The sequence below is a fragment of the Pseudomonadota bacterium genome (genome assembly GCA_034660915.1).
Taxonomy (GTDB): domain Bacteria; phylum Desulfobacterota; class Anaeroferrophillalia; order Anaeroferrophillales; family Anaeroferrophillaceae; genus DQWO01.
Genome location: JAYEKE010000090.1, coordinates 1 through 14,128, shown reverse-complemented (window position 1 = coordinate 14,128; position 14,128 = coordinate 1). Strand labels below are relative to the sequence as shown.

The following is a 14,128-nucleotide window of genomic DNA, read 5'->3' as shown; positions in this document are numbered from 1 at the left end:
GTTCCGGCATGGCTCTCGCTCATTCTCGCCGGCCGTCCATGGCCTGCCTGTGCGTGCCGCACGCAGACAGGCCGGCTTGTGAGGACACCGCTAAAGCAATGTCCCCGATTGTCCGCCGCGAATCACATCGTGTGATTCGTTCGGCGGCCAATACCGCCTGCCTGTCGGCAGACAGGCTATGAGCCAAGCCCGAACATCCTGCTAATATATCCCTGGCAATGCAAGTCAGAAAGTTGAGCTATTTATGTAAGCAGTTCAGCAGGCAATAATAGCTACACGGTTACCTCTGTTCCATCAGTTTTGTCAAGAAAATTAGCACATTGCCGGCATCTTGCAAACAGGCAATGAATATGGTAGAGGAATGGGACAACAGCTTAATTTTGCAAACGGGTATTTGTATGGACCTTGATTTCTGGCTTAATACATTTCAGAAACTGAGCGGTAAGATTGATGAACAGATGAAACAGTTCGCCGGCACTAAGGATGGCGCCCTGATTATCGGCAAGGGTGCCGGTGGTGACCAGACCCTGAAACTAGACAAGATCGCCGAAGATATCATCCTCGACAAACTCGAAATCCTGCATAATAATTTCGATCTGGAATTTATCCTGGTTTCCGAAGAGCTGGGTATTCGCAAGTTTGGCAATGATCCGGACACTCACATTATTATTGACCCCTTGGACGGCAGTTTCAACGCCCGCCAGGGGATTCCCTACTATGCGACCTCAATGGCCCTGGCTACTGGTAAAACTGTTAATGATGTGGTCCTTGGCTATGTCCGTAACCTGGCCAACGGAGATGAATTTCATGCCATTAAAGGGGCGGCTGCTTTTGTTAATGGTCAACAGATTGAAGGTAAGAATGTAGAGATTCCCCGGGCTTTTGTCTTTGAAGCGGCCCATAACAAGGCAGGCTTGAAACGGGTGGAACCACTGCTGGATATGTTTGAACGAGCCCGTTGTCTGGGCTCAACCGCTCTGGATATCTGTTATCTCGCTGCCGGGAATATTGATATATTTTTCTATCCCATCCCCTCCCGGACCATCGATTATGTGGCCGGCAAGGTCATCCTGGAGGAAGTCGGTGGTGTCATTACCGGCATGCTGGGTGAAAACCTTGATGAACTGACTCTTGACCTGGAAAAAACCCTGCCCATCCTAGCTGCCGGCAATCCCGTAACCATGAAAAAGGTGATGGATATTATTCAGCTTTCCCGCATTTAAACCTGATAATCCAGAGGATCCTCCAACCCGGCCGCCGCAAATCCCTGTAAGCGGAGGCAGCAGCTGTCACATTGACCGCAGGGTTTTCCCTGATCATCAGGATCATAGCAGCTATGAGTTAAGCCATAATCAACTCCGAGTTTGATCCCCAGCTGAATTATTTCATGTTTATGCAGTTCAATCAGAGGGGTATGCAGGCGAAAGTAGGGGGTTTTTTCATTTACTCCCCGTTTTGTTCCCAAATTTACCGCCCGTTCCATCGCCCTGATAAACCCAGGCCGGCAATCAGGATAGCCACTGTAATCAATGGCATTGACCCCCAGAAAAATATCCCGGGCTTCCAGGGTTTCCGCCCAGGCAACCGCATGGGCGATAAAAATGGTATTACGGGCCGGCACATAGGTTATGGGGATTTCAGCTTCATCAGCAGGAACCTGGTTCCTGGGGACAGCCAGCTTCTGGTCGGTAAGGGAAGAACCGCCTATCAGGTTCAAATCCAGGCGCAGGATTAAATGCCGCACTGCCGACAACGACCGGGCCACCCTGCTCGCCGCTTCAAGTTCACAATAATGGCGCTGGCCATAGCTAAAACTCAAACAATAGAGCTGATATTCCTGCTCGCGGGCAACAGCCCCTACGGTGGCCGAATCAAGCCCACCACTGAGCATAATAACCGCTTTTTTTTCACTCATTATTTCCCTCGATCCACCTCAGGCCAGATAATCCGATGCAGCTGCAGGTGCAGGCGAACCGGCAGGTGTTCCTGCAGGATCAGCTCCGCCAGCCGCGGCACACTCAATCTTTCCACTACCGGGCTGAAAAGAATTTCAACTGATTCAGGCAGCCGGTCCCGGATAAAATCCCGGCTCCACCAGAAATCATCCTCACTACAAAGAACAAATTTAAGCTGATGATTACCGCCAAGCTGCTGGTAGTTCTGCTCATAATTAAGGTCCACCATGCCGCTGCCCGGAGTTTTGACATCAAGAATAACCTGCACCCGCCGGTCAAGTTTGGAGATATCCCGTGAGCCATTGGTTTCCAGCAACACTTTTTTCCCAGCTGCATGAAGTCGATCAATCAGTTGATGAATCTCAGGCTGCAGCAGCGGTTCGCCGCCGGTAATTTCCACCAGATCCACGGGAAAGGATGATACCTGGTCCATGATTTCATCAATGGTTTGCAGCTTTCCATTTGACGGCTCCCGGGCATATCTGGTATCACAATACGAACAAGAGAGATTACAACCGGAACAACGGATAAAAACACAGGGGAGTCCAGAAAATGTGGACTCCCCCTGTATGCTGTAAAAAATTTCAGCAATACTGATCATATAACCTCGGTTCAGGTTGACATCCGGCTTCGCTTCCCTTGGAAGACTTTAAGCCCTTTCATGCCAATAACAATGGGGCTGGCAATAAAAACGGATGAATAGGAACCCACAATCACACCGATCATTAAAGCAAAGGCAAAATCATGAATGACCCCACCACCAAGGAAAAAAAGACTGGTCAGAACTAGGATGGTCGTTACTGAAGTCAGGATGGTACGGTTGAGGGTTTCATTGATGGAGGTGTTAATTAATTCTTCATATGATCGTTTCCCCGGTTGCCGCAGATTTTCCCTGATGCGGTCATATACCACGATAGTATCATTGAGTGAATAACCAACAATAGCTAACAAGGCAGCCAAGATGGATAAACTGAATTCCTTGTCCAGCAAGGAAAAAATCCCGACGGTTATAATCACATCATGGAACAGAGCAACCACCGCCCCCAGGGCAAACTTGAATTCAAAACGGAAGGTCACATAGATGAGAATCCCGACCAAGGCATAAATAATCGCCATAAACCCTTTTTGGCGCAGATCTTTACCAACTTTAGGACCTACCATTTCCACCCGGCGGATATCAACCTGGTCGGCGCCATATACTTCATCAAGGGTTGCTTTTATCTCATCCGACAGACCAACAAGATCAGATTTTGATTTTTCCACCCGGATTAAAAATTCCTCACCACTGGCCTTTTCAAACTGCTGAATAGTACTGGAACCAAGATCAAGACCTTTCAGCGCCTTTCGTATGTCGTCGGGGGTAGTCGGCTGACTGAACCTCACCTGTACCAGGGTCCCGCCGGCAAAATCGATCCCGTAATTAAGCCCACCATGGAACAACAGGGAGGCAATCCCAATCAGAATAACAACGGCTGACAAGGTGATAAAAAAAAACCTCCGGCCGACAAAGTTAATATTTACTCCCGGTTTTATAAACTGCATACACAGACTCCTTAAAAGAAAGGTATAAGGTTAAAGGTTAAAGGAACCGTACACCGTAACTAGATACTCAACTGCTTCACTGATCTCTTTTCCATAATCGAATCATACACCAGCCGGGTGACAAAGATAGCGGTAAATAAACTGGAAACAATGCCAATAGACAAAGTAACTGCAAATCCCTTAATCGGTCCGGTGCCATATTGGTACAAAACAATCGCGGCGATAAGCGTGGTAATATTTGCATCCATAATCGTCAGAAAGGCCTTATTGTACCCACCGTCAAGGGCAGCCCTGGTGGTTTTCCCCAAACGCAACTCTTCCTTTATCCGTTCAAATATCAGCACGTTGGCATCGACAGCCATACCAATGGTCAAAACAATTCCGGCAATGCCAGGCAAAGTTAAGGTTGCTTTTGCCAATGCCAGAACACTGAGAATGAAAAGCAGGTTCAATACCAGCGCCAGGTTGGCAACCAGACCGCTAAGATGGTAATAGATCACCATAAAAACCACCACCAGCATGAAACCGATAACCATGGAAATCAGCCCTTTTCTGATTGAATCATGTCCGAGGGAGGGACCGACAGTTCGCTTTTCCAGAATTCGAATAGGGGCCGGCAGGGCGCCGGCACGCAGGACAATCGCCAGATCACGGGCTTCCTTGGCATCGAAACGACCGGAAATCTGGGCTTTACCCCCGGAAATCCGTTCCTGGATTACCGGAGCGGAATAGACATGGTTATCCAGAATAATCGCCAGGCGGCGCTTGACATTTTCTGCCGTTATCCGGTCGAACAGTTTGCCGCCCCGGGAATTAAAATCCATGGCCACATAAGGTTCACCATATTGGGAATTAAAGCGAACCTTGGCGTCGGCAATGTATTCACCGGTCATCAGGGTCTTTTTTTCCAGGGCATAGGGAACCTGGCGAATGTTTTTTTTGGTAACCGGATCATATTCCTGTTGATAAAGAATCTCTATATCATCCGGAATATTTCCAGATTCAAGCTCCCGGGGATTAATTTTGTTACTTACCAGTTTAAATTCCAGCAGGGCAGTTTTACCAATCAACTCAATAGCCCGCTTGGTATCCTTGATTCCCGGCAGCTGAACCAGGATGCGATTATCAGCCTGGGGCCTGATTTCAGGTTCGGAGACCCCGAACTGATCGATCCGGTTACGCATGGTCTCTACAGCCTGTTCAACCGCCATTTTTTCAATGCGTTGACGTTCAGCGTTTTCGACTTTATAATTAAGCGATTGCCCCTGGGCACGCAGAAATTTCCATTGGGGAAATTCTTTGTCAAGCATAGACTGAACTTCCGTCATATCAACAGCATCAGCCATTCTGATCGACAATTCCCCGATTTCAACCTGTTTTACCGCGACAATATCCATCTTTTTATCATGAAGAAAACTCTGCATTCCTCCAGCTATCCGATCAGTTGTCGCCTCCATTGCTTTAGCAACATCCACCTCCATCAGCAGATGGATACCACCCTGCAGGTCCAACCCCAGATGGATCTGATCCGTAGGCAGGATTTTACCCCACCATGAAGGTAATTTATTGGTAACTGTCGGCACCATATAAAGAATCGCAAGAACAACGGTAACCAGGACAATCAACAAACGCAACTTGATACTCTTAATCATATTGACACATCTCCCGAAAAAAAACCTGATAAATGCTGACTACGACTGCTCACCCTGAAGGACAGTCATAATCTGGCCACGAAGAATTTTAACTCTGACTTTATCAGCCACTTCAATGGTTATGATACGATCGGTGATGGCCGTTATCTTGCCTACCAACCCGCCGGCAGTAACAATTTCATCTCCCCGTTTCAAGTTGGCCAGCAGGTTTTTATGATCTTTCTGTTTCTTCTGCTGGGGGCGAATTAGAAGAAAATAAAAAATCACAAACATGAGAATCAAGGGAAAGAAACCTTTTATTGCTTCCAGTCCACCACCTGCACCACCAGCAGCAGGATTTTGTGCCATCGCAAATGCTATACCTAACATGTGTCCAACTCCTTTATAAGTTTAGTTATTAAAAGTCTCAACTTTCTGACTTGTGTTGCCAGGAGACATGATCAGGATATTCGGGCTTGGCTCACAGCCGTGTCTGCCGACAGGCAGGCGGCATTGACCGCCGAACGAATCACCACGACGGTGATTCGCGGCGGGCACCTCACAGCTGCACACGATGTGCAGCGAGAATGAGCGAGAGCCATGCCGGAATATCCTTAAAACAGATTTTTTCAGCCCTGCCTGTCGGCAGACAGGTGTTTTTTCACAACTCAGAAAGTTGACTAAAAGTAATATCACTTCGTATGTGACTGACTGCTGATATCATAATTTAAAATAAAATTCTTCATAAAATCTGTAAATGAACCTTTTTCTATCTGAAACCTGATTTTATGCATTAATTGATGATAAAAATAGAGATTATGGATCGTGGCCAGCACGGAAGAAAGTATTTCCGCCGACCGAAATAAATGCCGTAAATAGGCCCGGGAGAAATTCTGACAGACATAACAGGAACATTGCTCATCAACGGGTAAAGAATCCGTACGATAGCGGGCCTGCTTGATAGCTAACGGCCCTTGCCAGGTAAAATACATCCCGTTTCGGGCGTTTCTGGTCGGCAGCACACAATCAAACATGTCAATACCGGCTGCCACTGAAGTGAGAATATCCTCGGGTTTCCCCACCCCCATGAGATAACGAGGTTGATTATCCGGTAATAAGGGCGCGGTGAATTGCACCATCTCATACATTAATGATTTTTCTTCGCCAACGCTCAATCCGCCCAGGGCATAACCATCAAAATTTATTTCCCGGGTCAACTCAGCGCTTTCACGGCGCAGTTCGGAAAACATGCTGCCCTGGACAATACCAAACAACAGGTTGTCCGACCGCTTCCGGGCGGTTTTACATCGTTCGGCCCACCTGGCGGTCAACTGCAATGAGCGCCGGGCCACATCATAATCAACCGGATACGAAGTACATTCGTCAAAGGCCATGATAATATCCGACCCCAGGATTTCCTGAATTTCAATGGCCCGTTCAGGAGTCAGAAGGTGACAACTGCCATCCACAGGAGAGCGAAAGGTAACCCCCTCCTCTTCCAGGGTTCTCAGGGATGCCAGGCTGAAAACCTGAAAACCGCCACTATCGGTCAGGATGGGTCCATCCCAGCTCATGAATGCATGCAATCCGCCAAGATCACCAATAAGCCGTTCACCAGGTCGCAAAAACAAATGATAGGTATTGGCCAGAATAATCTGGGCGTTTATTTCGTCATGTAGTTGCCGTGGTGTCAGCCCTTTTACCGTCGCCTTGGTTCCAACCGGCATGAAACATGGGGTTTTAATAACCCCATGACCGGTTTTCAGGCTCCCACATCTTGCCTGGCTGCAAGTATCGGTGGCTGTTAATGTAAAATGATTCATCAGATTATTAACATACCATCGCCATAGCTGTAAAAGCGATATTTTTGCCTGATTGCATGCTCATAGGCATTCATGATGAATTGATGGCCAGCAAAAGCCGCTACCAGCATGAGCAGGGTTGATCGGGGAAGATGAAAATTGGTGATCAGGGCATCAATAAGTTTAAATTTAAATCCCGGATAGATAAAAAGATTACAAAAGCCATCAGTCCTATTGGTTTTGGCATAGTATTCCAAGGCCCGGGTCACCGTGGTACCAACGGCAATAACCCGTTTTCCACCTGACCTGGTATCAGCAATCGCATCCAGAGTCGTTGCCGGAATCCGGTAAGATTCTTCATGTATTTGATGATCTTCAACCTTTGAAGCTTTTACCGGAACAAAAGTCCCCAGGCCAACATGGAGAGTCAAAGAAGCGGTCTTAACCCCTTTCTGTTTTATCCTGGTCAAAAGATCGGGAGAAAAATGCAGCCCGGCAGTGGGGGCAGCAACCGCGCCATCATTTCCTTTCCCGGCAAATATTGTCTGATATCGTTCCCGATCATTCTCGCTAACTGACCTCTTGATATAGGGTGGCAATGGCACTTGTCCGATGAATTCAATCACCGAACGAACGGTTTTTCCACCTGAAGCTGTCAGCTTAATCTTCCCCGGCTCAAAAGAAGAAGGAGTGATAACTTCTCCGACCAACATATCACCAAAAGTCAGTTCAAGCCCGGGCTTAACCGGTTTTGAAGACTTATAGAGACATTGCCACAACTCTTCACCGGCCTCCGGATCAATTTTCCTGCCGGGAATAAGGAATACTTCCACCTGCCCGCCAGTCGGTTTCAACCCCCGCAACCGGGCAGGGAAAACCCTGGTGTCATTATAAACCAGCAGGTCTTCTGCATGAAGAAAAGAACTAAGTTCAGAAATAAAATTATCTTCAATGATAGATCTCTGACGATTGAGAACCAATAACCGCGAGCTATCCCGTTGTTCAAGTGGATGTTGAGCAATCAACTCTTCCGGTAAGTTATAGGAAAAAAGATCTACATTCATAATATCAAAGACCAGGTTAATCAATTCCTCAACTTTCTGAGTTGCTCTAAAAACAGCGGAAAAAATCCACAGGGATGTTCCGGTATGGCTCTCGCTCATTCTCGCCGGCCGTCCATGGCCTGCCTGTGCGTGCCGCACGCAGACAGGCCGGATTGTGAGGCGCGCTAAAGCAATGTCCCCGATTGTCCGCCGCGAATCACAATGGGGGACAGTTTTAAAACTGTCCCCAACCAGGCGGCCAATTCCGCCTGCCTGTCGGCAGACAGGCTATGAGCCAAGCCTGAACATCCGGCAAATATATCCCCGGCAATGCAAGTCAAAAAGTTGAGTCAAATATAAACGGGTTTTTAAAACATAACTCAACTCGTAAGTCAAGATCTAATAAGTGTGTGGAAATATTTCCATACATCCTGCACACTCTTTCAATCAGTTTTCCGTAAGTTGATTATCTGCTAACCAGGAAGATATTATAAAAAAGGTGCAAGGTATAAGGCATTTTCCCTTCACCCTACACCGTACACCGTCATAATCTGCCATTAGAATTAAAATGATGTCCCAGATAGCAGTAATCGAGCAAAAAGGCAATTTTCTCAAAGTGCCTCAGGACATCTTGATAACATACAAGATGGCAAGACCAATCAGCATGATGGTGAGACCAAAAACTCTGAGGATATGCTCCGGTAATTCCTGCATGGTGGCAAGAACCCGTTTAATGCCGGCAGGGAAAAGAAAATACGGCATACCTTCGATAATCAGCGCCAGGCCTAAAGCGGCAATAAAGTATTTCATTGATCCCTTTTGATCACCTTTTCCAAGCCTGAATCTCCCGTAATTTCAGGTATTTTCTGATATATCTCGGCCTTTTTTTTCTGGTAGCCCTGTTGTTCATACAACGTTGCCAATCTCAGGACTGCAAGCTCACGATAGCGGCCGGAAACTCCATCCACCAACTCCTCATAAACCGGAATAGCTTCACCAAATTTCTCCTGGTGAAAATAACATTCAGCCAGAAAAAAAAGTGTCTGTCTATGCAAAGCCGGATATTTTTTTACCGGCAACCCCTGAAGCCAGAGAAGTGAAGGCATTGCCCGCTCATATTCATTCAGCTGGTAAAAATGAGTGGCCACGGTAAGTACCAGATGGGGATATTCTTTTAGCAGTTTTTCATCTTCCAGATTATCGAGAGAAAAGTCCCGAACAATGGTTTTGGCTACTGTCTGAAACTGCTCTTGTTTATCAAGCTTCAGGGAAATACGGTTCATGGCATCCAGTATTTTTATCCGGTATTCACGGTTGTCGGTCTGTTTATAAACCTGCTGCAAACCGTAAAACGCATCGGGATAAAGATGTTCTTGTTCCAAACATAAGCCATAATAATATCCGGCTTCCAGCAACGTCGGGGTTGTTTTCTTCAGCCGTCTGAAATCAAACCGGGAAGATAATATTTTAACCACATCAGCACATTGACCGGCAGCCAGTCCGGCATTGATGTACATCAATAAAGTATCTTCATTATCCTCTCCCGCTTGAGAAAATTTTTTCAGGAGCGGGGACAAGAACAACATACACTTCCCATAATTTTTCGCTTCATAATAAAGAGTGCCTAACAATTTCTGATGTCTTTTTTGTTCATTGAGTCCATCTTCAAGGGGAATAATCTTTTCCAGATACTTAATCAGTTCAGCTTGATTCTTCCCGGTCAAGAGAATATTCACCAGATGGCCATATGCTATCCGCTCTTGTCCCGGATTCAGATCATCTCGTAAAACCAATTGTTGGAGATAGCTATATGCTTTTTTAAGGTTATGCTGTTTATAATTTGCTTCACCAACCAGGTAAAGGGCTGCCGAAACCTCCTCTGAGCGGGGATATTCAGCCAACCACAAATCGAGGAAATGATTGGCAAGAGATAGCTTTGCGGTTTGCAAGGCAGCTTTAATCAATATTTTATAATAAAATATCTTTGCATTTTTATCCATCCCCGCAGCATATGCATGAAAATATTCTTTAAGCAATGGCACGGCAGCATCATATTTGCCGATCCGATAAGAGGATAATCCGGAAAAATAGAGCAACTCTTTGTTCTGTCCAGGGGCAAGCTGGGAATCTTTCAGCTTAAACAGCATTGTCGCATTATCAGCAGCAACATCAAACTTATTTTGATGAAAGGCCATTTTTATCAGAAAAAAACGGGCCTGGGATGCCAGTCGCCCTCGAGGATATGATTGTAATATTTCATGAAAATGTTGTCTGGCTTGATCAAAATCAAGTTCCTGAAAAAAGCAGATACCCAATTGAAAAAGCACTTGAGCCGGAGAAAAACCATATTTTTCCAGGACAACTTCCCCCCCCACTTCCGGCCAGAGCAAGGATGCATCCTGGCATTCGTCTAAATGGAGACAGGTAAGCAGCAGGATTAATTTAATTTGTGACCCATAGCCGGAATCAGGATAGGTAATCAGAAAATCTTCCAGTTCCTCCTTGGCAACTTCATAGAAACCATCCTGATAGGCACCGATGGCAACCTTGGCAATTTCTTCCTCAGACCGTTTTTCCTGTACTGCTGCGAGCGCAGAACCAACACCAAGCAACAGAATCAAAAATAAGACTGGAAGAGTTTTTCCCATATGGAATTTCTACGAAGCCATCAACGTTTCAGTTGGATATAATAAGTCAATTGTTCCATAAGCTGATTAAAACCGGGGAAATCCAGTGACTGAAGGCCATCAGACAAGGCACATTCCGGCTGTGGATGAACTTCAACCATAACCCCGTGAGCTCCCACAACAATTCCGGCTACCGCCATGGGGATTACCAGAGAACTTTTTCCGGTAGCATGCGATGGATCAACAATGATCGGCAAATGTGATTTTTCTTTGATCAGGGGAACAACAGCCAGATCCATGGTATTACGGGTTGCGGTTTCAAAAGTGCGGATCCCCCGTTCACATAAAATCACCCGGCTGTTTCCGGCAACCAGAATATATTCCGCCGCTGCCAGAAATTCATCAATGCTAGCGCACATTCCCCGTTTCAGCAGCACTGGCCGATCTATTTTACCCACTTCCTTCAACAGATCAAAATTCTGCATATTGCGGGCGCCAATTTGCAGTATATCAGCATATTTGCAGATTAAATCAAGCTGGCCAATCCGCATAACTTCAGTCACCACCGGCATATCATTGGCTTTGCCTGCCTCACTGAGCATTTTCAGCCCTTCCTCGCCAAGACCCTGAAAATTATGGGGACCTGTCCGCGGCTTAAAGGCACCCCCACGCAATATGTGAGCTCCAGCTTTTTTTACCAGTTCGGCGGTGGAAAAAACCTGTTCTTCCGATTCAACCGAGCATGGACCCGCCATTATAACCGGCGGGCATCCTTCTCCAACCTTCAGCTCACCAATGGTTACCACGCTATTCTCCGGACTGAAATCCCGACTGACTAATTTATACGGTTTAGTGACATGAATAACATGAGATACCCCTGGCAAGCGTGAAATCGCTGCATCTTCGACATAACCCTGGTTACCCACCACTCCGATGGCCACCCTCCCGGCTCCGGGAATAACCTTGGCTTGAAAACCCAGCTTTTCCACAGTTTCAACCACCTGGTCAACCTCTTTTGAGGAAGACTGCTTTTGCATGACAATTAACATACTTTCTCCCTGTTGGCAGAATATTGTTAAACATTGAAATTCTGCCATAAATGGACTGTACGGTCAAGGAGATAACACCAGAAGGAAAGGAATAATACTTGACAGCCGAATAATTTATACAGTAAAGCCACAAAAACAACTTTTTTTTGCCTTTCCGGAAGTAATTTTTATATGATCAGGATTATCAGCGTTGGCATTGGTGGTTTTTGCGGGGCTGTCAGCCGTTTTTTAGTAACCGGTTGGGTTCATCATTTTGCCGGCAGTGGCATGCCTTATGGTACTTTAGTGGTCAATGTCGGCGGTTCATTCCTGCTGGCTTTCATACTCCAGCTTTTCATTACTTATCCTGGCATTTCTCCCCAACTAAAGAGTGCGATAACCATTGGATTTCTGGGCGCATTTACCACCTTTTCCACCTTCAGCCTTGACACTCTGCATTTCATTGAACACGGAAACTATACTAAAGCAATAGTAAATATAGTCCTGAACGTGGTTATCTGTCTGGTTGCCGCCGGGATGGGAATGGCTTTAGGAAAGGCATGGCAGTAAGGATTTTCTTACTACTTTTGGCAGGAAGCTTTTACTCTCAGACGCTTAAGATTTTCTCTTGCCCGTGATATTGCGTCGTTTCAGAGTCTTTGGCTGATTGAAAACGCTTGATACTATGCTGCATCTCACCCAGCGCTTTTTTCATTTTCTCACAGTAAACATTTCTGCTGGAACTGCCATATGAACCAACTCTCATTTCTTTTTCCAACAGGTAGATATAACTTGATAAGGTCTGTAATGGCTGGTTAAGGCTATGAGCCAGGGTACCGGCCATTTCCGCCACAGTCTTGTCATGCTCAGCGGCCAGCATCCGTTTATTGAGCCGGTAAATGCGAATGGCCAGGGCCAGCTGTACCGCATACCCATTAAGAAATTCCACCACCATGGATGCATTATGCTGTTCCAGCCGGCACAAAGCCACGAACCCGCCGACAAAAGATGAAGAACCTGTAACCGGAACAAAAACGCCATCGGAAATCCCCAGTTCTTTACCGAACAATTGAGCCAGTTGTTGTCCCAGGCTGACGTTCTGTTGGTCTTTGGCCGCCGTAAACCATAATTCCTTCCGTTCTCCGCTGGAAAAAAATTTACTTACCCCCTCATCCAGTTCCAGCTTCAGATCCAGAAGTTGGCGATATTTCGCCGGCGTACCTTTAATAACCAGTTGCTTTCTTTTCCGATCATATAAAACAATAAATATTTTTGACATTCCCAGGGAAAGCTGAATATTTTCGAGCATCCGGTAAAAAGCCTCACCCAGTTGGAAGTTGCCAAGGAAATAGTTGTAAGTATTGAATAATGTCAGGGCTTTTTTGACCATTTCCGGATATGAATCGCCAAAAGAAACCACTGAATCATCGGTAACTTCCGGTTCTTCGTTTATTTTTCCATTATCGGCACCCTGAAAACCATCCTCCAGAAAGAGGCTGCCGATAAAAGTCCTGGCATCTTCATTTATCCTGACCAGCAAATCATCAAGTGGCAACCCGGGGAAACTTTTTCCTAAATATTCTTTAATCTGCGGCCGGATGATGAATTCATTCTTAGCAACCGTCATGGTTTTGGCCATCAGGTTGGCATAATAGATTATTTCACTAAGTTTAAGTTCCTGATCTGCAGATATTTTAACCAGTTTCCCTTCATAATGATGCCCAGTGATGGCATCCGTCAATTCATTTCCCAGTGTCCATTCATCAGCCAGCCATTTTCCCACTGTCAGGTGGTCATAGCCAAACACCATGCGTTCAGCTTCAAGTTCACTCAACCCCGTCCGGCAGACCTGTTCATATTCAGAAGTTTTCCTGGTGTAATTATACCAGAGTATCGGTTTGCCGATATCGTGAAGCAAGCCGGCAATAAAAGCTTTTTCCGACTCAATCCCGGGACTGAGATAAGTAATCAATGACCTGGCAACAATCCCGGTAAGCAAAGAATGATCATTATGCTGTTGAAAGAGCTGGTGTAAACGACCTCTATTCATGGGAAAAATGGCCAGGAATGATTCACTGACGCAAATCATGCGAATAGTTTCCTGCCCAAGAAGAGAAATCGCATGGCTGACGGTTTCAATTTTGTTACTGAACTGGTAAAAAGGGGAATTAGCTACTTTAAGGATTCGAGCTGTCAGTGAAGGGTCTTTCAATATCAACTCGCCCAGTTCATTCGCTGAACAACGATCCTCGGAAATCATTGCCAGAAGCCGGGTTATGATCTGCGGCGGACTGGGAATTACCAGGCTGATACTTTTTTTTTGCAACTGTTTCAAGTCAGTCCTCATTGACTAATATACTCCTAAACTGAGCAATTAGCCTTTAGCGGTTAGCTATTAGTTTAATGATTACAGGATGTTTTGCTATTACAAACGTAAACATTCGACTACGTTTTCAGAAAAGATAAAAATACTCTCACAGAGGCACAAAGTCACAGAGAA

15 protein-coding genes are annotated in these 14,128 nt (G+C 46.0%); 3 read left to right on the top strand and 12 right to left on the bottom strand.

Translation table 11 applies throughout. The annotated features are described in order from the left end of the window. A partial coding sequence (locus U9P07_05370) for a hypothetical protein (GenBank protein MEA2108832.1) occupies nucleotides 1-182 on the top strand: 182 nt, incomplete at its 5' end. Nucleotides 183-344: 162 nt separating this feature from the next. Beyond that, nucleotides 345-1,223: an inositol monophosphatase family protein gene (locus U9P07_05365; protein MEA2108831.1), complete on the top strand. Its 879-nt coding sequence runs from the start codon at nucleotides 345-347 to the stop codon at nucleotides 1,221-1,223. Here the strand turns inward: U9P07_05365 and queC are convergent. The 11 genes from queC to aroF all read right to left on the bottom strand — a co-directional run bounded on the left by queC (nucleotide 1,220) and on the right by aroF (nucleotide 11,649). Further along, entirely contained in the window at nucleotides 1,220-1,915 is a 696-nt protein-coding gene (queC, locus tag U9P07_05360) for a 7-cyano-7-deazaguanine synthase QueC (protein MEA2108830.1), read from the bottom strand. The two genes, U9P07_05365 and queC, sit on opposite strands and share 4 nt — an antisense overlap. Continuing rightward, nucleotides 1,915-2,556 carry a radical SAM protein gene (locus U9P07_05355; protein MEA2108829.1) on the bottom strand — a complete coding sequence of 214 codons (642 nt, stop codon included), beginning with the start codon at nucleotides 2,554-2,556 and terminating at the stop codon, nucleotides 1,915-1,917. Before U9P07_05355 ends, queC begins: the two co-directional genes overlap by 1 nt. Before the next feature lie 11 nt (nucleotides 2,557-2,567). Beyond that, nucleotides 2,568-3,497, bottom strand: a complete 930-nt coding sequence (gene secF, locus U9P07_05350; GenBank protein MEA2108828.1) for a protein translocase subunit SecF — start codon at nucleotides 3,495-3,497, stop codon at nucleotides 2,568-2,570. Nucleotides 3,498-3,556: 59 nt separating this feature from the next. Then, a complete protein-coding gene (gene secD, locus U9P07_05345) occupies nucleotides 3,557-5,149 on the bottom strand; it encodes a protein translocase subunit SecD (protein ID MEA2108827.1) in 1,593 nt (530 codons plus the stop codon). Between the two features lie 39 nt (nucleotides 5,150-5,188). Further along, nucleotides 5,189-5,518 (bottom strand): preprotein translocase subunit YajC, encoded by a 330-nt coding sequence (gene yajC / locus U9P07_05340; protein MEA2108826.1) that lies wholly within the window; start codon nucleotides 5,516-5,518, stop codon nucleotides 5,189-5,191. Nucleotides 5,519-5,589: 71 nt separating this feature from the next. Beyond that, nucleotides 5,590-5,730 carry a hypothetical protein gene (locus U9P07_05335; protein MEA2108825.1) on the bottom strand — a complete coding sequence of 47 codons (141 nt, stop codon included), beginning with the start codon at nucleotides 5,728-5,730 and terminating at the stop codon, nucleotides 5,590-5,592. Between the two features lie 90 nt (nucleotides 5,731-5,820). Beyond that, on the bottom strand, nucleotides 5,821-6,951 hold the full coding sequence (gene tgt, locus U9P07_05330; protein MEA2108824.1) for a tRNA guanosine(34) transglycosylase Tgt: 1,131 nt from the start codon (nucleotides 6,949-6,951) through the stop codon (nucleotides 5,821-5,823). Continuing rightward, nucleotides 6,951-7,994, bottom strand: coding sequence for a tRNA preQ1(34) S-adenosylmethionine ribosyltransferase-isomerase QueA (gene queA / locus U9P07_05325; protein MEA2108823.1), 1,044 nt, complete (start codon nucleotides 7,992-7,994; stop codon nucleotides 6,951-6,953). The genes tgt and queA overlap by 1 nt, the downstream gene beginning before the upstream one ends. 600 nt (nucleotides 7,995-8,594) lie before the next feature. Further along, nucleotides 8,595-8,783: a DUF2065 domain-containing protein gene (locus tag U9P07_05320; GenBank protein MEA2108822.1), complete on the bottom strand. Its 189-nt coding sequence runs from the start codon at nucleotides 8,781-8,783 to the stop codon at nucleotides 8,595-8,597. Beyond that, the gene (locus tag U9P07_05315; GenBank protein MEA2108821.1) at nucleotides 8,780-10,621 is read right to left on the bottom strand and encodes a tetratricopeptide repeat protein; all 1,842 of its coding nucleotides are present in this window, start codon (nucleotides 10,619-10,621) and stop codon (nucleotides 8,780-8,782) included. The genes U9P07_05320 and U9P07_05315 overlap by 4 nt, the downstream gene beginning before the upstream one ends. 20 nt (nucleotides 10,622-10,641) lie before the next feature. Continuing rightward, complete coding sequence (gene aroF / locus U9P07_05310; protein ID MEA2108820.1) at nucleotides 10,642-11,649, bottom strand: 3-deoxy-7-phosphoheptulonate synthase; 1,008 nt, start codon at nucleotides 11,647-11,649, stop codon at nucleotides 10,642-10,644. 171 nt (nucleotides 11,650-11,820) lie between these two features. Here aroF and crcB point away from each other — a divergent pair, with 171 nt between their 5' ends. Continuing rightward, entirely contained in the window at nucleotides 11,821-12,198 is a 378-nt protein-coding gene (crcB, locus tag U9P07_05305; GenBank protein ID MEA2108819.1) for a fluoride efflux transporter CrcB, read from the top strand. Between the two features lie 37 nt (nucleotides 12,199-12,235). Here the strand turns inward: crcB and U9P07_05300 are convergent, their stop codons facing one another. Beyond that, entirely contained in the window at nucleotides 12,236-13,975 is a 1,740-nt protein-coding gene (locus tag U9P07_05300; GenBank protein ID MEA2108818.1) for an HDOD domain-containing protein, read from the bottom strand. Nucleotides 13,976-14,128: the final 153 nt, after the last annotated feature.